Below are 21,110 nucleotides of genomic sequence, written 5' to 3' on the forward strand. Positions count from 1 at the left end.
TTTGGGATGTCTACAGATTCAATTGGGAGTAATCTGTAGCGTAGGTATTTGGATATTATCAGAAGCTCAATTACAAGCAGCCCAAGCACATCAGACCTGGAAATCACCTTTAGGATTGACTGAGCAAGTCACCACAATAAATCCTGAGTCAGCAGAGCAATACTCAAAACCACTCCCCTATCGATTAAAATCAACACCTATTTTGCTGGCGGCACCCGAAAACTTCAATCCTGATTTGCGATTACCGCCATCGCTACCCGAACCACCGCAGAATTCTAGCCCACCACCGCTACCCGAACCACCGCAGCCGAATTCTAGCCCACCAACAACTGCCACCGAAGCAAAAACACCGGATGCAGTTTTGGAAAGTATTCATACAGACTATCGCTATGATACAGACAACTTTGGCCAAACTAATTTTTTCTTAGAACCAACAGTTCAGTTTCGATTGAGAAATGGCAATAAAATATTTTTCAAGACAGGTTTTAACTTCTTTGAGCAACGCGGTGTTGAATCAATTACCAATTTTCCTTTGCAAGTTGGATGGCAAGGAAAAATTGGACAAGTGACTCTACAAACAGCAGCCGGAGTCGATGTGTTCAATCGTTTACCCACAGCTATCAATCTCAATGTTAAGGTGGATGCTCCGATTGCGCCGCCGCGAGTTTCGTCATCAGGTCGATTGCTATCGGCAGTAATAATATCAGGTAATTTAGAACAAGGGCCTCATAAATCTAATGCTCGAACTTTAGACAATCAAATTACTGTTTGGCGATTTGGGCCTGATTTATACTGGCAGATTGACCGTAATACCAGCTTATTTTCATCATTGCGTTTGGGTAATTACAACGATGGTAATTCTGAGGTGCAGTCTTTTAGTAGGTTAGAGCGCAAGTTCGGACAATTTTCTTTGGCAGCTAACTTATTCACTTGGAGTTACGATCGCGATTTAGAACGCACAAGCGGTTATTTTTCTCCACCAGATTTCTTAGTTTACAACGGTGAGTTAGCTTGGGAGGGAGATATTGCTCAATTCTTACGCTGTCGCCTTGCTGCCAACTTAGGACGGCAGCGACTTAAAGGAGAATTTGACAACGCCAATACCTATCAAACGCGCTGTACGGTAAAACTGTCGCCCAGTATAGAAGCAGACTTGGGCTATAGCTTTAGTAATGTCCGCAATCAAGAAACCAGCGGAAGTGCTTACGGTGGTAATTCCTTCACAGGACAGTTGCGGGTCAAATTTTAACAAAAAAGAATTCAGGAGTCAGAATTCTGTTTTTAAAATCCAAAATGGTATAAGGCTGGAGAATGAAAGCACCATTACCTGATAACGAAACACAGCGAATCGAATCTCTTTTGCAGTATAAAATACTCGACACTCCTTCAGAAGCAGCCTTTGACGACCTCACCCGTTTAGCCTCATATATTTGTGGAACTCCCATTGCCTTAATCAGCTTAATTGATACTAATCGTCAGTGGTTCAAATCAAAAGTTGGTTTGGATGCCCTACAAACACCCCGTGATTTGGCATTCTGCGCCCATGCTATTCTGCAACCTGAAGTTTTTGTTGTACCTGATGCAACAGAAGACGAAAGGTTTGCGACAAACCCCTTTGTCACCTCTGACCCAAATGTTCGGTTTTATGCTGGAGTACCGCTAACTAACCCTGAAGGATATGCACTAGGAACACTTTGTGTAATCGATCGTGTACCAAGAAACCTCTCTCCAGAACAACTTGAAGCATTACGAATTATTGGTCATCAGGTAATTAAGCAACTAGAAATGCGCCGCAATTTAGCAAGTTTGGTATTGGCAAGTGATACACGCAAACAGTCCCAGAAGACACGCAAACAATTTTTTCAAAGGATAGCTGGAGGGTTTGGGTTAGCATCGGCAGTTTTAGTTTTGATTGGTGTGATTTCTTATCAAAATACACATATATTGATTGATACAAATAACCAAGTACAAATAACCCAAGAGAAAATCAATAAACTAGAAGAATTACTGTCTGAGATAAAAGATGCTGAGACTGGACAACGCGGTTACATCCTCACTGGACAAGAAAGTTATCTAGAACCTTATCAAGCAGTAATTGGAAACATCGATCGCAAAATTGTAAAACTGAAGGATTTAATTGCAGATGAACCTAACCAACAAAAGCAGTTCGCAACTCTTGAATCTTTGATAGCTGCAAAACTTGCCATACTTAAGCAGACTATATACCTGCGTCAAAATCAGGGATTTGAGGCGGCGTTGCAGGTAATCCAGACAAATCAAGGAAAACATCTCATGGATGATATCCGCAAGATCGTCCATGAGATAGAAAATCAGGATAGAGGGTTGCTTCAACAACAGTCACAAGCTGCAAAAGCCAGTGCTAACAACACGGTTTTGACACTGGCGATCGCGATTTGTCTAAGTTTTTTGATTCTGGCTATAGTCTACTACTTTATTTACCGTGAAGGAAAAGAGCGGAAATTAACAGAGGAAACACTCAATCAAGAACGCAACTTTATCTCAGCAGTCCTTAATACAACCAGCGCTTTAGTAATAGTTCTTGACACGAAAGGGCAAATCGTTCGCTTCAATCAAGCTTGCGAACAAATTACTGGTTACTCATTTGATGAGGTGAAAGGAAGGCATTTCTGGAACCTATTTCTACTTCCTGAACAGGTAGAGTCGGTTAAAGCAGTTTTTGAGCAGTTGCGATCTGGTGAAGCGCCCAAAGAATACGAAAACTATTGGGTAACTAAGGATGGCAGCCGGCGGCTTATTTCTTGGACTAACACTACCTTGAAAGACTATGAGGGGCACGTTGAATACATTGTTGCTACAGGTATTGACATCAGCGATGTCTTTGAGGAACTTCGCTTACGCAAACGAACTGAACAGCATTTGAAAGCAGAGTATGTTACAACCCGTGTCTTGGCAGAGTCAACCACAATCAATGAAGCCATGCCCCAAATCTTGCAAGGAATCTGCGAAAGTTTGGGATGGGATTTTAGTGAATTTTGGATGCTGGATCGGCGAGCAAATCTACTGTCCTTGCTAAATGCATGGTATAAAATCTCCTTTGAGATGCAAGAATTTGACATCCTCAGTCGGCAGATTACATTTGCACCAGGAATTGGGCTGCCTGGTCGTGTCTGGGCTAGTCTTGAACCTGTTTGGATCGCTGATGTCGTTAAAGATCGGAGTTTCATTCGCTCTCAAATCGCTGCCGAAGCAGAACTGCATGGAGCTTTTGGTTTTCCGATCTGTAGTGGTAAAAAAATCATCGGTGTCATTACCTGCTTTAGCCATGAAATCCAGCAAGCTGACCCAGATTTGGCAAAAGTCATGAATTTGATTGGCGAGCAAGTAGGGCAGTTTATTGAGCGCAAGCAGGCAGAAGAACAACTCCAACGCCAAAACTTGCGATCGCAACTATTTACTGAAATCACCCTCAAAATTCGTCAGTCTTTGCAAATCAAAGAAATTTTCCAAATCACTGTCACTGAGGTACAAAAAATTCTCCATAGCGATCGAGTTTTGATTTATCAACCTTTGGCTGATGGCTCTGGAGCTACCGTGGTTGAGGCAGTAATTTCTGGCTGGCTGGCAATTAAAGATAAAGAGCTAGTCGATGCTTACTTTCAAGCCGAATATATCCAGCAGTACTATCTACAGCAGTACCGTCAAAAACCGAATCTGGGGCTTGCTGACTTGGATATAGCTGAAGTCCAAAACAACCATCTCGAATTACTACAACAATTTGGAGTCCAGTGTAATTTAGTCATACCCATTCTTGTCAAAGAAGAACTCTGCGGTTTACTGATTGTCCATCAGTGCGGCAGTTCCCGCCAATGGTCTAGCTTTGAAACTCATCTTTTACGGCAAATAGCCGACCAAGTAGGTATTGCCTTAGCCCAAGCCCAAATGTTAGATGCAGAAACTCAACAACGACGAGAACTCGAAATTGCTCGTCACCAAGCTGAATTAGCTTCTCAAACCAAAAGTGCCTTTTTGGCCAACATGAGCCATGAAATTCGGACTCCGATGAATGCTGTATTAGGCATGACAGGCTTAATGTTAGAAACTCCCCTAAATTCCGAGCAACGGGATTTTATGGAGACAATTCGCATTAGTGGCGATGCTCTGTTAAGTCTGATCAACGAAATTTTGGATCTGTCCAAACTAGAGGCTGGGGAAATGGCACTAGAAACTCTAGATTTTAATTTATCTACCTGTGTAGAAGAAGTATTGGAATTATTGGCTCCCTCAGCTCATCATAAGGGATTAGAAATTGCAGGATTAATCTATAGCAACGTCCCTACCCACCTCCAAGGCGATGCTGGCCGTCTGCGGCAAATTCTTATGAACCTGATTAGCAATGCGATCAAGTTCACCAGTAAAGGAGAGGTAGTATTACGCGCAGAATTGCGTTCGCTTTCCCTAACTACAGCCACCATCTATTTTGCGATCGTAGATACCGGTCTTGGCATTACCCCAGAAGATCAATCCAAACTGTTTAAGCCATTTACCCAAGTAGATGCTTCCACCACCCGCAAATATGGCGGCACAGGTTTGGGATTAGCCATCTGCAAGCAACTAGTAAGCTTGATGGGAGGAGAAATGGGTGTAGAAAGTCGCTTGGGGAAAGGATCTAAGTTTTGGTTTGAAGTAACTTTTGCCAAGCAACTTGAGTCTATTTCCTTAGAAGGCGAACGCGAACTTTTGATCAATCGGCGCTTGTTAGTGGTGGATGATAATGCTACTAATCGCAAAATTATCTACCATCAAGCTACCCGTTGGGGGATGCTGGTGGATCAGGTTGCCTCGGCTAGTGTTGCTCTCAAAGCTATTCAGGAAGCTGCCAAGCAAAAAAATTTCTATGACATAGCTGTGATTGATATGCAGATGCCAAAAATAGATGGCATGACTTTAGGAGAACAAATTAAAGCAAATTCAGCGATCGCTGGGCTACCTTTGATTATGCTTACCTCTACTAATCAACGCGATGAAATCCAACGAGCGCTAAAAATAGGATTTGCGGCTTATTTAGTCAAACCTATTAAGCCATCGCGGCTCCTCGATACCATCATGACTATTTTAGGAACACAGATGCAAGAGGAGTCTGAAGTCAAAATTCAGGAGTTAGAATGGGCTACGCCCCGCTTCTCTAACAGAAGTCAGGATTTAAAACTGCAAAATTCTGAAAACAACCTCAACTATTATTCTTCTAGTTCGCGGCTTCCACCTCGTAACTCCCAAAAATTAAGAATTCTCTTAGCCGAAGATAATTTGGTGAATCAGAAAGTCGCTTTGAAGCAACTCAAAAGCCTGGGTTATAGTGCTGACGTTGCTGGGAATGGGAAAGAAGTTTTGCAGCTATTAGAAAAAATTCCCTACGATTTAATTCTGATGGATTGCCAAATGCCAGTTCTCGATGGTTTAGAAACCACAAAAGAAATTCATCGTTGGCAAGAAAACTACTTTGCTAGTGGTTATCGTCCGGTAGTAATTGCAATGACAGCTAATGCGATGAGAGAAGACCAACAAATGTGTCTAGATGCCGGAATGGATGACTATTTGAGCAAGCCAGTAATCAAAGAAGATTTGGCGGCGACGCTAGAGCGTTGGGGAAATGTGATATTCGAGGCAAAAGAAACAGCTGCCACAGAGCAAACAGTTTCTACAACAGATGTAGGTTCAGTTAACCTCCCAATTGATTGGGAACGTTTGCACCAACTCTCAGAAAATAACCCAGAATTTGAATTGGAACTACTGCAAATATTTGTTGAGGATATTCAACCTCGTCTAGAGTTAATTAAAATAGCGATCGCAGATCATGACTTTGATCAAATAGTACTCCAAGGTCATCAAATTAAAGGTTCTAGTGCCAATATGGGAGTTACAACCATGCATCTGGCAGCAGAAAAACTAGAACAATTAGCTTATAAACAAGAGCGTCGAGGTACTAGTAACTTAATCTTAGAGTTAGAAGATTTTATTAAACGCATTCAAGAGTTTTTAATGAAAACTCCTAACTCCTAATTTTCCACTTTTATCGAACATAATTCAGGAGTCAGGTGTTCGCCGAGCGCAGTCGAGGTGAGTCAGAATTCAGAATGAATTTTGTACGACACAACGACAGGCGGTAGTTTAATCTTGACTTACCTCGACTTCGCTCGGCACAAGTCGCTCGATTACCGCGCAGCGATGCACTGAGCTTGTCGAAGTGTCGAAACTCAGTGCATCGCTGGCGGAAAGCGAGTCTTCTCTCAAGGGCGAACGAGCGTCACGAGCGTCTTGATTCTGACTCCTGTTAGCGGATAGCTAAGGTTTAGCCCATTCTGAATTCTGAATTATTCTTCAACATCAGTATATTTAATAATATTTAATAATAAATAAACAGTAACGATTATCTGCTGTCGGCTCATAACTTAACTTGTCAGCAATGGTGGACATGATTTTTAAACCACGTCCGCGCTCTCGATCGTTATTCTCAAATTCAGATGTTTGCCGTAATTTTTGCTCTAAGTCAAAAGGCTGTCCTTGAGAGCAAATGCGGATTTCTATATATTCATCTAACCGCACAGCTTCTATCTCAATAGGAGTTTCAATAGGCAAATTTTTGTGGGCATGTTCAACAATGTTAGTAAAGCCTTCTATCAAAAGTGTTTGACACTGCCACCACATTTGTTGATCGGGAATAGGTGGTTGATTCATCTGCTCGAACCAAGACAAAACTTGAGATGAAGCTGTCAGGTCTGTATTGACTTTGAGATAAATTTTATGATTCACTTTTTAACTAAGAAAATATTGTGAAATAATCATATTCTTTAATTAGTTTATTTAATTTGAGTATTTTTACTATACATTAAAAACTCAATTGCATATAACTTAAATTAAAGCAACTATTTACCGAACATTTTACTTAATAAATTGTAATTTATGTTTAAAATTCTGGTTATTGATGATGACCCAACAGTACGAGCTGTACTAAAAAGTACACTCCAAAAGCAAGGTTATGAGACTACTGTAGCCAGCAATGGCGAAGAAGGAATTAAACAAGCACAACTGCTACATCCGGCTCTGATTATCTGTGACTGGATGATGTCACAAGTAGATGGGCTAGAAGTATGTCGTCGAATTAGAACAGATCCAGAATTGGCAACTACTTTTTTTATTCTATTGACGGCTAGGGGAGCAGCTCGAGGAGAAGAGGAAGATAGAGTTAGGGGACTTGACGCTGGAGCAGATGAGTTTATCTCTAAACCGATAGAGATGAATGAATTGAAAGCACGCGTAAGAGCAGGACTAAGGTTACACCAGCTAAATCAGGATTTACAAAGTCAAAAGCAAGCTTTGGAGACACTAAATCAGGATTTGCAAACTCAAAAGCAAATTTTGGAAGCAGAATTGGCTGAGGCCGCTGATTATGTGCGATCGCTTTTACCCTCACCGCTTGTAGGAGCAGTAACTACAGAAAATCTGTTTATTCCCTCAGCGCAGCTAGGGGGTGATTGCTTCGACCATTATTGGATTGACGAGGATCATTTGGCAATTTATTTGTTAGATGTATCTGGTCATGGGGTGGGTTCAGCCCTCCTATCGGTATCCGTACAAAATGTTTTGCGATCGCAATCTCTACCTAACACTAACTTTTGTCAACCAAGTGAAGTCCTAAAAGCTCTCAATCATGCCTTTCAAATGAGTAAGCACGGTGATAAATACTTTACAATCTGGTATGGAGTTTATCACCGCCTTAAACGTCAACTCATTTATGCCAACGCCGGACATCCACCAGCTTTACTGTTATCTAATACCTCTACTAACAACATCGAAGTTAAACAGCTAACTTCTTTAGATTTACCAATTGGCTTTTTGCCTGAAGTTCAATTTGAGGATGCTATTTTTGAAATTGAAGAAAACAGCACTTTATACATTTTTAGTGATGGTGCTTATGAAATTAATCAGTCAGATGGTAAAATTTGGGGTATCGATGCTTTCATGGAATTACTAACCAAATATAGTCAAAAACATACTTGCAACCTCAATCAACTATTAGCAAAAATTCTCACCTTAAATGCTCAAGACAATCTTGATGATGACTTATCTTTAGTAAAAGTTAATTTTGGTTAGAATAGTCAAATATGCATAGTTAACTTGGGATTGAATAATAGCTTATTGTGTTGCCAATATTTGGCGGCGAAATTCATCTTTGTCAGCAAAGGTTTGAAAAATCCTATCCATTTTAGTCAGTTCAAACAACATCCTGACTTGATCGCTTATCGAACAAACAAACAGTTTAGCATTAGCAGTTCGTACCATTTGCATGGCTGATACTAAAGCACCTAAACCAGAGCTATCAATAAACTTGACTTCTTTCATATCGATCAACAAAATATCGGCCCCGTTTGCTAGCATACCTCTAACTTCACGACGTAGTTCGTTACCTCTAATACCATCTAAAATTCCAGATATTTCTAGTACTTTTACACTCAAATTCATGGTTTTATTGCCCTATTGTATAGTTATATTTTGGCATTGAATTCATGCAAACTGCAAGAGATAAAGTCCACAATTAGTTTTGTTTTAATACTTGCTGATTACTATTATTTGCTATGGCAGTAAAAAAGCTAGCGTCAACCCATTTCCGATAAATTTCCAAAGCTCCAAAATAGCCATCTTTTTGAGCTTTTCAACCTATTTTGGAGGCTGCCAAACAGATGCGCGGATGATCGCCCACAAAAGTAATAAATTATAGATAGCCCATGCACCATTGAGTAGGTGAACATCAGGATTATTTAAATGGCCAATTGCGAATTGGTAAAGGCTCCATAACATTCCCAAGATGGTAAGGATAAAAACAACCAACTGTGGCCAAACGAGCCGGAGATAAATCCCGGATTGCCGTTGCTTAGGTGTGACTTGAAAATTGAGTTTTTGCCCTATTAACACACTCCATACAGCTTGGATTAATAAGGGAAATAAAGCGATCGCATATTGTTCAGAACGCCATACTTCTCTAGCTGGAATGCCCCAGGTGGCTGTAAGGAAAGTCAGACGGTTAATAATAAAAGCTGGGAAAAAGTGTATGGCAAAGTCAGGGCCGTAGGTTTTGACTGGAACAATGTCCGTAAAAAAATAGATAATTGGACAAGAAATAAAAACCAGAGTTGCAAAACCAGAGAAATAGCTATACATCGTCTTGAAATATTGCAACCTTTGCCAAAAGGTTAGCCCTGATTTTGTCAGTGGATTTTCCCTCACTAGCACTTGGATAGTTCCTTGTGCCCAGCGTAGCCGCTGTTTAAGAGTAGAACTTAGATCGTCTGGGGCTAAACCTTCTGCCAAAAGTTCATTGTGATAAATAGATTTCCAGCCAGCACTATGTAGACGCATGGCTGTATTCATATCTTCCGTAATGCTATTACTGGATACCCCACCAACTAAATCAAATTCATCTAAACGTTTTTCATCTTTGGCGAATTCATCAGCAAAGTTTTGCAATCCTACACTAACTAATGCCTCACGTCTGAGGATCGCATTTGTGCCCGTATAAAACGCGGCATTCATGCCATCTTTACCTTGTTGAAGTGGCCCATAAAATAAATTTGCTCGATGTCCAAAAGGATCGCCTGGAGGGATATTGTAAAAATCTTGGCGCGTCTGTACAAAAGCAATTTGGTTCTGGTCGTATTTTCCGGTTGAAAGATTATAGGTGTAGAAATAAGGCAGAACTCGCTTGAGAAAATTTCGCTTGGGAATGTGGTCAGCATCTAGAGTAACAATAAAATTTCCTGAAGTTTCTCCAGAAAAAATTGCGTAATTGATGTTGCCTGCTTTCGCATGATGTGCTACACCAGGCGTCTTAGGACGAGCAATGTAGCGAAAACGAGTGAGTTCAACTAGTTCTAGTTCTTTTTTGTAAATAGCTTCTTCTAAAGTTTTTCGTTCGGTAATTAGGCGATCGCGAATACTTTGATGAGTCGGAGGTAGCCAAAGAATCAGCGATCGCAAACTTTGCACAAATCCAGCCGCAGGCTGATTCACCACTGATTCTGATGTTTGCAGCCATTGTTCGGCAGCTTGAGTATTAGGTGTCAGATTTTCCAGTTGCTTCAAGCGCTCCAACAATCCAGCATGTTCTGCATCAATCCGTTCCGCTTCTAGCTGTAATTGTTCTGACTGCAAATCTTCAATACACAATCTCTCTGTCATCGCTCGCATATCAGCCGAGTTACCATCATCCAGCACATAAACGCGTAACTTGATGGGCGGATAATCCATTGCTAGGGCCGCTTTGGCAGTTTCTTCGACAATTTCCGGCGGCTCATTGTAGCAGGTTATAAACACATCCACTGTTGGCCAGTCGGCTCTGGGTATGGGTGGGGTCATCTGGTCGAGAGATTTAACTTGTCTGACTAAAGGTCGCCACAACCCAATTACAAACATTACGCCACCGAAATAGCTGTAAATCTCAGCTATCAGCAAAGGAATAGAAATCCAGAGGGCATCAAGATTGATCGAATGGGTGACGCGCCATTGCAAATACCAGATACCAAAAATTAAATTGATTTCTGCTAAATAACGAAATAATAGCGTTCTTTTTTTGAGTAATGAGCGGCTGTTCCCAGAAAAGTTTGTCAGAGAAACTGAAGTCATCTTAGTACCGATAGTTAATGTATCTGCATCCCCATCAAAATAAGTATTCCCTAGTTAAATTTGTGACTAACAACTTTTTCTCAATCAACCCAAAATTGGCGTTGCTGATTTGAGTTATGAATCTGGATATAGAAACATAGCAATGCTATGTCTCTACAAGGATTTTGGTATTACTAAGACTTATGCAAAACTACATGCTGTAGGGGCAATTTTATGAACATTGGTGTCAAATTAACGCTAAACCCCCTTGGTGACAACGTTTTGCCCTCACCCCCCTCTCCCATCCGTGAGAGGGGAGCTAGATATTCAATTCCCCTTCTCCTTTGGGAGAAGGGGTTAGGGGATGAGGGCATGAGGGATTTGCAAAACGCCTGTCTGATATAGTTCTCGGCTTAAGTTGATACCAATGTTTTATGAATTGCCCCTACCTGAAAATGAGGGTTTTGGTTATGTTATTTTGTGCCAGTTACTAGGTGAGTATTTTCACCACTTGAAACCCAGTAACTTCCAGAACTATCAGAAGTTAACTTGGTTTGTTGTGTGGCACTATTTGGTAGACCTCGCCCAGAATTTCCCTTGGTAACTGTCTGCCACCAAAGAGATTTCATAGTGGTAATCGGACGAATTAAGGGTTGTCGATTTGTCACATTGTATAGCAAGGATTGCAAAATCATACTGTTGGTGCTGCTGGTGAAACCAACTGCTGTTTTGCCGGTGGTTTCGTAGAAGCCCTCATAAAATCCAATTAGTGGATTATATAAGTCAGTCGTTCCTTCCTGTAACTGTTGACTATACTTATTGTCTGGAAGCAGGGCATTATAGGCAAAAGCTACCGCTGTACTTACCAATCGCCCCTTTGGTACTGGTTGACCATCATCTCCTAAAGCTACCCAAGAGTCCCCTTGTGCAGTAATTGTACTGTGGACAGTGTAAGGTTTACGATCGATTAAGGTGGTGGCTGAGGCTGTGAGAGTGCCGGTGCGGCGGTAACGTTCAGCTTGTGCTTGGAAAATTGGCTCAAAGAGCGATCGCATTTTTGGATCTAATCCAAACTCCAATGCATAGAGTACAAAAGGATTGCTAACTGTGTATTGGTTAACTTTGGAATTAGTATCTGTGCGATGGCGTTGAATTGGGACTTTCAATCCCTCCACTGAGGCAGTTTGATATTCACCCCCAACAGCAGAACGATCGAGATTAAACCCCCATAATTGAAAAGCACGAGCGGCATATTCCTCATAACCCAAGCGGATTTCGGGGTTAACGCGGGTGAGATATCGCCCATCTTCCTCTTTGGTAACGGTGGCACTAGAAAGAATACCTTCGCGCACCACACGCAAGTATGACCAATCCAGGACAATTTTATCTACAGCAGCCGTGTATTCTGGATGACAGCTTTTTAAGTTGTAAAGCGCTGCCAGCATTCTACCCAAATCTAAAGCTGACCAACCATTTCCTTCGGGAACTGGATTTCCACCATAATCGACTGGTTGGAGCGATCGCGTATCATAACTCCGACTTGGTAATTCACCCGCAAATAACGGTAACTTTGTCAAGGCTCCTAAGAGATGGCGGGTACGCTGGTCAAATTCTTTGGGGGTAATTGTATCGAGCGATCGCGCTGCATGAAGTGCTGCGAGATAATCTCCCAATCCCCAAAGGGTTGCACCTTTAAAATCACTGCGATCGTCTATCAGCCCACTTTTGGGGTGATAATTTGCTTGGAAGTATCGCCAAGCCGCCTCTGCATAGCGCCGTTCAACAGGCGTTAGTGGTCGATCTAGTTTCAGGTTGGATGATGGCTGGGGACTATCCACTGGTGGAATAGGTGCAACAGCTACTTCTGTAGGTTTAGAAGTTGCGCTCGGAGTCGTAACAGTAGAATTCGGTTGATTTGCAGGTGTTGCGCTCGGAGTCGTAACAGTAGAATTCGATTGATTTGCAGGGGTTGCTGAAGAAGCATTTTCACTAGGCTTGCTAGTAGACACACTCGCAGAACTGGAAGCAATTAACGGGTGATTTCCCTTAGCTTTGTAGTATAAAATCTCTAAAATTAACCCATTAGTATTACCTGTCAAAGCTTTGTTGGGTTGTTTTGATTCTTCATAGATTCCAGCATAGTAACCGCTATCTTCAGGACTGCGGAGATCCTTGACTGCATCAAAAACTTTTCGGGCATAAGCATTCTCTGGAAAAAGATAGTGCCAGCCAAAAGCAGCTTTTGTACTGAGGCTGCGAAACTGTGGATAAGGTTGATTGGTATCAGTAATAGTTGCCCAATTTGTACCGTTGGCGTAAACGGTGTTGTAGAGAAAATAAGGTGGTTGGTCGATATTATCTTCTGTCACCGCAGTTAACTGACCTGTGGTATCAAAACGCCGTTTTTGTACATCTAAAACCCTAGCAGCAAAATCAGCTAACTCACCCTGCAAGCCAAATTCGATCCCATCAAGGATATAAGACTCACTCACAACATAATTATTAGCGTTGGTGGTTTGAAAGTCACGCGTATCAACGGGAATTTGCACACCATTAACTTCGACCAATTTAAACGGTTCTAAAGCAATAGCCTTGGGTGCTGAAAAACCCCAAAGTTGATAACCCCTAGCGGCGTATTCTTCGTAGCCGAGTCGTCCTTCTTGTACTAGTAAGGTTTTGTTGTCAGGGAGAACAGTAGCGCCATAAAGTTGTTCATCTTTGAGCGATCGCGCCACCTGCCACTTGGCTATAATTCCTTTGAGCCAGTCATTATATTGAGGATGACAGGTACGGATGACATCAAACGCAGCCAATATTCGCCCAACATCCAAAGCAGACCAGCCAAGACCACGCTCTAGGGGATTGTTGCCATAATCAACCATCTGTCCTGTGGCTGCATTATAGACTTTATTGGGCAAAGCATCTTCAAATAACTTCAGACTGCTAAGAGTTGTCAAAAACTTATTGAGGCGGGAATCAAAGTCTGCTTGATCGGTAAGATTCAACCATCGGGCAGCATTCAATGCCATCAGGTAGTTACCCATATCCCAGAGTGTACCGGAAGGATAACCCCCAGTAGAATTGGTAAATCCCGTTGCTGGCTGATAATTTTTGACAAAATACTGCCAAGACGCACGAGCATAAGTTTGTTCTTCAGATGTGAGCGGGGTTGTAATATTGCTACAGCTATTGGAATTTTGAGATAAGACTGGTGTCGGGATGTAAAACAAAAATTGCAGAAATGTTCCAATTAGGAACAATGCAATCCATCTCAACAGCTTTTGTTGAGGGAGTTTGTATATCATAATTTAAAGAAGAAGTTAGGAGCGTCATAGCCCGTCTGTACAGTTATAATTCATAAATCAAGTTTTATCAGGTATAAAAAATAGACTTGGCGATCGCTTTAGTCAATAGCGGTCAACCATTTTCACCGCAGAGATGCCACCTCTGCTAATCTGTCGGCTAGTCCTGTAGAAAATTGAAACTGGGGCGATCGCAGCTAAAATACTCAAAATTATTTTTTAGACTAAACCGTTTAGTTTAAAATAGTGATTAGTTAATTTTTGACTTACTTGTAACTAATAATTTCTTGAGAAGTTACGATGAAATCACAATCAAACTTTAGTTGAGACATTTCCTTCCCAGACAATAAAAGCATCAAACAGCAATGCCTCTTCCGTCGAATTCTACCAATTTATAGTAAATCTCATTTAGCAAATCCCATGCCACATCGTCATTATCCTCCCGCCTACTTACGCTATCTCAAAGCCAGGTTATGGAATCTAGGGCGACCTGGTTTTTGGGGAACTGCGATTTTTTTATCTGTAGTTGGGCTAGCAACCTGGGAATACTGGTCAAACCCAGGTATTTTCGTTTATAAGCAAAAAAAACCAGTCGTTTTACAAAAGTCTGCTGATTCCTCACTGTCAGAAGAAAACAAAGCTATTGCAGCAGATATTGATAACCTACCAGTTTTATTTAATGACTTTGAGCAAGCAACTCTCTCATTAAACGCAAATGCGCCTGAAGAAAAGACCGACGCAAAAAAGACCAAAGGCTCATTAGATGATGTCATCAACAAACAAAAGTCTGCTAATAATACCAAATTAAATCCTGGTTTAGGTGTTAACGGCGATACCTCGCCAGCCGTGAAAAATCCCTTTGTCCAACAAACAGACAATTTATTGCGTACTGGAACAGTTGATAATAGTAACCCCTTTCTAGGTATTAAAACCTTAAATGCGGCATCTGAACCAACAGGGGGAGACCAAACGTCTTCTAGCCTGGGTATTGGATTCACAAATCAAACCAATAAGAATCAAAATTCTCTCTCTATCAACCCTCTGCAAGCAGCGCTTAATCAATCGACAAACCAAAAATTGTCTAGCTTCAGTGGCAACACTGCAACTCAGACAAACGCTTTCGGGCAAGTCCCCGCTCCAGGAACAACCCTAATGCCACCCATCAATAGCTTAACCAGTCAGAATTCTCTACCAAACACTGGGTCAACTCCTGGGACAAGCAACACGTCAACGGGTACGAACTTCCCACAAAATCCCTACACTAATTTAAATAACGGTCAAGTAGTGCCTAATAATGGGTTAACTACGGGTACGAACTTACCGCAAAATCCTTACACTTATTTAAATAACGGTCAAGTAGTGCCTAACGTAGCACCAAGTAATACTGTACCTTACTCTAGCCAGAGTCCGAGTCAAAGTGTTGTCACACCCACAAACCCCGTAGGATATGGGAATTATGGCTTGCAGCAACCGATGCAACCACCACAAACTAATTATGGGAATAATGTGTTGCAGCAACCGACGCAACTACCACAAACTAATTATGGGAATTATGGCTTGCAGCAACCGACGCAACTACCACAATCTACCTATGGAAATAATGTGTTGCAGCAACCAACACAGTCTAATTCCGTATATCTTCGTCAACTTCGAGACAGGTATAGAAATCCGGGTCAAAACTGATTTTGAGTCCGTTGGCTTGATAAAGTCTAGCTAAGGAGATTGTGGGCTATTTGGGATTATCGGAACTTCCGGTGTTTCGGGTTGTTGCTGTTGTCGTTGCAAATATTTACTCAATACATAAGCCATATCCCCACGGGTCACGGGTTTTAATGGGGAAATATTGCCTTGAGCATCTGTATTTAGAAATCCCTCAGTAGCTACAGTAGCGATCGCTTTTCTAGCCCAAGTTGGGATAGACTTTTCATCTGGATGTGAAGCCAGAATCTCATTTACAGCGGCATCAGGAAATTGAAATACACCATAAGCCTGAGCGAAAATAGCCAGAGCTTCTGCCCTTGTCACCTTTTGATTAGGGAAGAATTCATTGCCCCGATAGCCTTTCATGATGTCAGTTTTTAGAACTGTCTGTATATCATTAAATGCCCAATAAGAACGAGGAACATCTGGAATAGTTAAATTTTCTTTGGTAACAGCTTCTCTTCTATCTAACCGAAATGTTTTGACCATAATCGAGGCCAATTCTGCCCGACTCAGTAATCTTTCTGGATAAAATTTGCCATCGGGAAAGTTTGTCATCCATTTGACAGCAGTTACTTGTTGAATGGAATCAGCTGTTATTCCAGAATTAGATTCTGGTACTTGAGCAATTGCTGGCAAGCTTTGTAGTAGTGCCATTAAAGATAGAGTAATTGAAAGCTGACGCATCATGATAACTACTTTTAGCTGCTAACGTGAATTAAAAAACTACGTTACTGAGGTTAACGCAAAATTTAGTCTCAGTTAATGACGAATTTCGGCTAGGCAATGTTGCGTAGCTATGTAGTGCGTTAGCTGGTTTTCATCATCAAGGGAGTAAAAATCAGCAAAAACTTGTTTTTTACCTTTGATGTTTTGGCGTTATCCGCCCACTACTATGGACTATAGTCAGTTTTTCAGGAGTTTTGGGAATGACAGCAGCAGCAGATCCCGTAAAGTTGATGAAGCAAGAAGTTGGCAAAGCCGCCGCCGCCCTAGTCAAGTCGGGTTCCATTGTCGGGTTGGGTACGGGGTCAACTACAGCATATACGATTCAGTATTTAGGCGATCGCCTCAAGTCTGGTGAACTCAAAGATATCATTGGTATACCTACCTCGTTTCAGTCAGAAGTGCTGGCGAAGCAGTACGGTGTCCCTCTCGCCACCTTGGATGCTATTGACCACATCGATATTGCCATTGATGGCGCAGATGAAGTCGATCCGCAGAAGAATTTGATTAAAGGCGGTGGTGCAGCACATACCCGCGAAAAAGTTGTAGACTACCTAGCAGAACAGTTCATCGTCGTAGTAGACAGTGGCAAGTTAGTAGAACGCTTAGGTTCTACTTTCGCTGTACCCGTGGAAGTGATTCCAATGGCAATTACCCCTGTCACCAATGCCATCAAAAAACTCGGTGGTAAACCAGAACTCCGCATGGGTGTAAAAAAAGCTGGGCCAGTAATCACTGACCAAGGCAACTTTGTCTTAGATGTCAGATTTGACTCCATTGAAGATCCAGCCGGACTAGAAAAGACATTGAATAACATTCCTGGCGTTCTGGAAAATGGGATCTTTGTGAACTGTGTCGATTTAGTTTTAATTGGCGAAGTCAAAGATGGTCAGCCATTAGTGCGGCAACTGTAATAATTTTGGATTTTAGATTTTGGATTTTAGATTTCAGAGACATCTAAAATCCAAAACTAAGCAAAATTCTAGTGAGTTTAAACAGAAATTTCCCAAAATTTGCCAGTTGTACATCATTCATTCTGTTAGCGTTAGCGGGGTGTTTAGCCCATTCTGAATTCTGACTTCTGAATTCTGTTTTGACACTAAACTTTAGCCTACTTTTCTATAAAACCGAAAAAAGAGCCTTAGCGCGTCTTCCGCTTTAAGCTTGCCGCACTCCCGCGTTATCATCTGAGAAAGATAAAACTGTTGCGATCGTGGGGAGGTCTTTCTCACTTCAGGAATTCCAACAACTAAATCATCCCGTAAAATAGACAGGCAAGAACCCTGCCCGATAAAAATATGGGAAAATTTTTGGGAAATCCCTCAAAACTCAGGACTCGGTACTTATCTGCTCACTCAGGACTCAGGACTCTTTATGTTAGCAGGCACAATTTTGCAGGATGGGAAATATACCCTAATTCAAGAAATAGGGCGGGGTGGCTTTGGCATTACCTTTAAAGCTACGCATCACTACTTGGGTCAGGAGGTGGTGATGAAAACCATCAATGAACGGCTGCGACAACATCCTGATTTTGCCAAATTCGAGCGTCAATTCCAAGATGAAGCCAGACGATTAGCTACGTGTATTCACCCAAATATAGTCCGAGTTAGTGACTTTTTTGTGGAAGCTGGACTGCCTTACATGGTGATGGAATACATTCCTGGTGAAACCTTGGGAGACGCATTTGTATTACCAGGGATAACTTTGCCTGAAACCACAGCAATTCATTACATCCGGCAAATTGGGGCAGCGTTGCAGGTAGTACATAACAACGGCTTATTACACCGCGATGTCAAACCAGATAATATTATTCTTCGTCAAGGAACGCAGGAAGTAATACTAATTGATTTTGGCATTGCCAGGGAATTTAATGGCGGTGTCAGGCAGACTCACACAGGTTTGGTTTCTGAGGGTTATTCTCCCATTGAGCAGTATATGACGCAAGCGGCGCGCACACCCGCCACGGATGTTTATGGTTTAGCAGCAACCTTGTATGCACTCTTGACAGCCCAAGTTCCTATGCCAGCATTATTGCGCGATCGCGAACAAATGCCTTCCCCCCGCGAACTGCAACCACATTTGAGTGCTGCTGTCAACCAGGCAGTAATGCGCGGTATGGCGGTAGAGTCTCGTTTTCGTCCAGCGACAGTTGCTGACTGGCTGCAATTGCTACCTGGAAATGGGGTGAATGGAACACCGCAAGTTTTACCCACTTACGCAGTGCCAACTGTCAATTTATCTGCCCAGCAAGCAGTAACTTTAATTGGGAAAAGTGCCCAAAATTCTATTCATAGACCATCTGTGTTGGCGCAGCCCAACCCAGGTATGGCTAAGGAAACTGTACTGGCTAAAAACCTGGGGTCATCTAAAGTATTTATTGGTATGGGTGTAGCCCTAGTTGCTGCGACAGCAGGTTTTGCGATCGCCAGTATATTACCCAAATTTCAGCAGCCGACTGCCAAGCCACTTGTTGAAAAGCCAACTCAAGAATCAGGCGCGAAAGCACCTAATTTTGATAGTACATCTTCACCCAGAGGTGAAGAGACTAACACTACTTCAAGAACCGAAAAAGCACCCGTCTCTAATTCCAAGCAGCGTCGCCGCAATCGTCGTTCTTCCCAAGAAGAATCTACCAGCAGCCCTACAAGAGAACCGCAACGCGGTGATTCCGAACAATCCACACCTCCACCTAGCGTTTCACCTACACCCTCGGTAGTGGAAAAACTACGGGCATTCCGAGATAAGCGGAATGCTTCCCCTGCACCATTGCCATTTCCACAAAAGAACTTACCTGCTTCTAGTCAAAATCCTGCCTCCCCTCAACCCGTAAGTCCATCAAAACCTCTACTTATACCACCAGCACCACCAACAGAATCCAAACAATCAGATCCTTCTGCTGTGGTAGTACCAACACTAGAAAAGCAAAATTCACTGACTAATAGTGAATCCCAGAATATTCAGAAGTTCGAGGAAAAGCCACAAGATGACAATAATTAGTCAATTTTGGATTTTGGTAAAGCAGCGCGGTGAGTCCAGCACCACGCTGACTCCTATTAACGAATTACGAATTACGAATTATTTTAGGAAGGATTAAGCTTATTCTGTACTATAACTTCCCCCTTCTTATTAATCTTCACCGGATTCTTCGGAAAAGCTTGATTATTCAAATAACGCATAAGTTTTACAGTTTGAAAACTCTGATCGATATGAGGAATTCCCTGCCGATCCATCCGAACGGGAATAATTTTACTGGATACCAAATTTCCTGCTGAGTTGAGTTTGACTTCTAAAATCATTGAGTCACCTGTTTGGGCATTTGTAGATAAAGTTCGATATCCCAAAAAGTTTCCTAAAGAATAGGCAATGATTTTTCCCTGATAAATTTCCATCGCTCTCGGAACGTGAGGGCCATGTCCTAGTACTAAGTCTGCTCCGGCATCAATCATGTTTCGAGCAAACGCGATCGCATTACCTCGGTTTTCTCCATAAAAAAACTCTGTTTGATTCTTAACGTGTAGTGCCCCCGTTCCTTCTGCTCCAGCGTGCATCGATACTATTACAATATTGGCTTTATTTTTGGCTTCTGCCACAAGTGCTTTAGCTGCTCCTAAATTATGGATGGAATTATACATTTCATAAGGAGAAAATCCGATCATTGCCACAGGGATATTGTTAGCTTGCAAATAAAGAATTTGATTTTTATGACCTAACGTTGCAATGCCCACAGCCTGAAGATTTTTCATTGTATCTTTGAACCCTACTGGGCCAAAGTCCATAGCATGGTTATTTGCCATATTGAACACATTAAAACCAGCCTCAGCAAAAAGCTGGGCGTATGCAGGTGGAGAGCGAAAGGCAAAGACTTGTCCTCGACTAATATCTTTGGCAGTATAGGGATAATTAGTTAGGCTACTTTCAAAATTCCCAAACAAGATATCAGATCCTTGCAAGTGAGTTCTCACTGACTTTGGTAATAATTGTTCTCGAAAACGGGGTAATCTATAGTTAGGGAAATTAGTGCCAGGAATAATATCTCCAACGGCTTTGATGGTAATAGTATCTGCAAAGGTTTGTTGTTGTGTTTTTGATGGCGTAACAGGAATAACTAATGGAAATTGCACAGCCTTAGTAGGCATAGTAGCAGCGTTCAATCGCTGTGATTGACCAAGCCGGATAATGACTCCTATACTAATACCCAGATATAAACCAATGCTGATCAGACTAAATGAGAATACTCGCCCCAAGCTGCGATCTACCATCGTTCACTCCTCACACGATGGCATTAGTTTATCCCAAAAATCTGTAAAATCTGTGTTAGCGGTGTATATTTTAGTGTTTTTGGCAAATGTTTGACTGCGTAAGTATTAAGCGATAATCCTATCTAACTTGTAAATAAATAGACAAGTTGCTCAAGACCCTTGCTAAAGGTAGGCAAATTTCCGCCATATTGTAGTAAATTTTCAGTAATCTTTTGAACGGAGAGGGGGGGATTCGAACCCCCGTTGGGTTTCCCCAAAACGCATTTCGAGTGCGTCACCATGAACCGCTCGGACACCTCTCCAACTATTTATTCAGACATTTGAGTATCTATTGTACATTCAAATGCTGTAAATTTAGGGAAATTTTGCTTAATTCCCTATACTACTATAGCATTATCGCTTTTTTTGCGTAACACAATCCTCCAAGAACACCAACGGCAAATTAAGGTCTGTAGGCATCGAAAAAGACATCACAAGATTCATGTTA

12 protein-coding genes and 1 tRNA gene are annotated in these 21,110 nt (G+C 41.9%); 6 read left to right on the plus strand and 7 right to left on the minus strand.

All coding sequences use genetic code 11. The features are described from left to right. Nucleotide 1: 1 nt before the first annotated feature. On the plus strand, nucleotides 2-1,249 hold the full coding sequence (locus RMX69_RS17005; RefSeq protein ID WP_322638160.1) for a hypothetical protein: 1,248 nt from the start codon (nucleotides 2-4) through the stop codon (nucleotides 1,247-1,249). Nucleotides 1,250-1,311: 62 nt separating this feature from the next. Beyond that, the gene (locus tag RMX69_RS17010; RefSeq protein WP_322638161.1) at nucleotides 1,312-6,039 is read left to right on the plus strand and encodes a response regulator; all 4,728 of its coding nucleotides are present in this window, start codon (nucleotides 1,312-1,314) and stop codon (nucleotides 6,037-6,039) included. 333 nt (nucleotides 6,040-6,372) lie between these two features. Here the strand turns inward: RMX69_RS17010 and RMX69_RS17015 are convergent, their stop codons facing one another. After that, nucleotides 6,373-6,789 carry an ATP-binding protein gene (locus tag RMX69_RS17015; RefSeq protein ID WP_289798215.1) on the minus strand — a complete coding sequence of 139 codons (417 nt, stop codon included), beginning with the start codon at nucleotides 6,787-6,789 and terminating at the stop codon, nucleotides 6,373-6,375. A 150-nt stretch (nucleotides 6,790-6,939) separates the two neighbouring features. Here RMX69_RS17015 and RMX69_RS17020 point away from each other — a divergent pair, with 150 nt between their 5' ends. Then, a complete protein-coding gene (locus RMX69_RS17020; protein WP_289798216.1) occupies nucleotides 6,940-8,130 on the plus strand; it encodes a SpoIIE family protein phosphatase in 1,191 nt (396 codons plus the stop codon). A gap of 42 nt (nucleotides 8,131-8,172) precedes the next feature. On the opposite strand, the gene RMX69_RS17025 is transcribed toward RMX69_RS17020, so the two are convergent. From RMX69_RS17025 to RMX69_RS17035, 3 genes are all read right to left on the minus strand, one after another. After that, on the minus strand, nucleotides 8,173-8,499 hold the full coding sequence (locus tag RMX69_RS17025) for an STAS domain-containing protein (protein WP_094351411.1): 327 nt from the start codon (nucleotides 8,497-8,499) through the stop codon (nucleotides 8,173-8,175). A 195-nt stretch (nucleotides 8,500-8,694) separates the two neighbouring features. Next, complete coding sequence (locus RMX69_RS17030) at nucleotides 8,695-10,656, minus strand: glycosyltransferase (RefSeq protein WP_322638162.1); 1,962 nt, start codon at nucleotides 10,654-10,656, stop codon at nucleotides 8,695-8,697. A gap of 452 nt (nucleotides 10,657-11,108) precedes the next feature. Further along, nucleotides 11,109-13,940 carry a DUF3131 domain-containing protein gene (locus RMX69_RS17035; RefSeq protein ID WP_322638163.1) on the minus strand — a complete coding sequence of 944 codons (2,832 nt, stop codon included), beginning with the start codon at nucleotides 13,938-13,940 and terminating at the stop codon, nucleotides 11,109-11,111. Nucleotides 13,941-14,357: 417 nt separating this feature from the next. Between RMX69_RS17035 and RMX69_RS17040 the strand changes: the two genes are divergently transcribed. Continuing rightward, nucleotides 14,358-15,620, plus strand: a complete 1,263-nt coding sequence (locus RMX69_RS17040; protein WP_289798219.1) for a hypothetical protein — start codon at nucleotides 14,358-14,360, stop codon at nucleotides 15,618-15,620. Between the two features lie 30 nt (nucleotides 15,621-15,650). Here the strand turns inward: RMX69_RS17040 and RMX69_RS17045 are convergent, their stop codons facing one another. Next, nucleotides 15,651-16,325: an S-layer homology domain-containing protein gene (locus tag RMX69_RS17045; RefSeq protein ID WP_289800056.1), complete on the minus strand. Its 675-nt coding sequence runs from the start codon at nucleotides 16,323-16,325 to the stop codon at nucleotides 15,651-15,653. Between the two features lie 242 nt (nucleotides 16,326-16,567). Between RMX69_RS17045 and rpiA the strand changes: the two genes are divergently transcribed. Beyond that, nucleotides 16,568-17,278 carry a ribose-5-phosphate isomerase RpiA gene (rpiA, locus tag RMX69_RS17050; protein WP_289798220.1) on the plus strand — a complete coding sequence of 237 codons (711 nt, stop codon included), beginning with the start codon at nucleotides 16,568-16,570 and terminating at the stop codon, nucleotides 17,276-17,278. Nucleotides 17,279-17,738: 460 nt separating this feature from the next. After that, nucleotides 17,739-19,361 (plus strand): serine/threonine protein kinase, encoded by a 1,623-nt coding sequence (locus RMX69_RS17055; protein ID WP_322638164.1) that lies wholly within the window; start codon nucleotides 17,739-17,741, stop codon nucleotides 19,359-19,361. Between the two features lie 83 nt (nucleotides 19,362-19,444). Here RMX69_RS17055 and RMX69_RS17060 read toward each other — a convergent pair whose 3' ends face one another. Next, nucleotides 19,445-20,623 (minus strand): CapA family protein, encoded by a 1,179-nt coding sequence (locus RMX69_RS17060; protein WP_322638165.1) that lies wholly within the window; start codon nucleotides 20,621-20,623, stop codon nucleotides 19,445-19,447. 217 nt (nucleotides 20,624-20,840) lie between these two features. Next, nucleotides 20,841-20,925, minus strand: a tRNA-Ser gene (locus tag RMX69_RS17065). Nucleotides 20,926-21,110 lie beyond the last annotated feature (185 nt).

This window comes from Nostoc sp. EspVER01 (assembly GCF_034530635.1).
Lineage (GTDB): Bacteria > Cyanobacteriota > Cyanobacteriia > Cyanobacteriales > Nostocaceae > Nostoc.

Excerpts from the sequence above, each read along its gene's own strand:
- RMX69_RS17010 (WP_322638161.1), top strand. The coding sequence starts at position 1,312 with ATGAAAGCACCATTACCTGATAACGAAACACAGCGAATCGAATCTCTT.
- RMX69_RS17020 (WP_289798216.1), top strand. The coding sequence starts at position 6,940 with ATGTTTAAAATTCTGGTTATTGATGATGACCCAACAGTACGAGCTGTA.
- RMX69_RS17025 (WP_094351411.1), bottom strand. The coding sequence starts at position 8,499 with ATGAATTTGAGTGTAAAAGTACTAGAAATATCTGGAATTTTAGATGGT.
- RMX69_RS17030 (WP_322638162.1), bottom strand. The coding sequence starts at position 10,656 with ATGACTTCAGTTTCTCTGACAAACTTTTCTGGGAACAGCCGCTCATTA.
- RMX69_RS17035 (WP_322638163.1), bottom strand. The coding sequence starts at position 13,940 with ATGATATACAAACTCCCTCAACAAAAGCTGTTGAGATGGATTGCATTG.
- RMX69_RS17040 (WP_289798219.1), top strand. The coding sequence starts at position 14,358 with ATGCCACATCGTCATTATCCTCCCGCCTACTTACGCTATCTCAAAGCC.
- RMX69_RS17045 (WP_289800056.1), bottom strand. The coding sequence starts at position 16,325 with ATGCGTCAGCTTTCAATTACTCTATCTTTAATGGCACTACTACAAAGC.
- rpiA (WP_289798220.1), top strand. The coding sequence starts at position 16,568 with ATGACAGCAGCAGCAGATCCCGTAAAGTTGATGAAGCAAGAAGTTGGC.
- RMX69_RS17055 (WP_322638164.1), top strand. The coding sequence starts at position 17,739 with ATGTTAGCAGGCACAATTTTGCAGGATGGGAAATATACCCTAATTCAA.
- RMX69_RS17060 (WP_322638165.1), bottom strand. The coding sequence starts at position 20,623 with ATGGTAGATCGCAGCTTGGGGCGAGTATTCTCATTTAGTCTGATCAGC.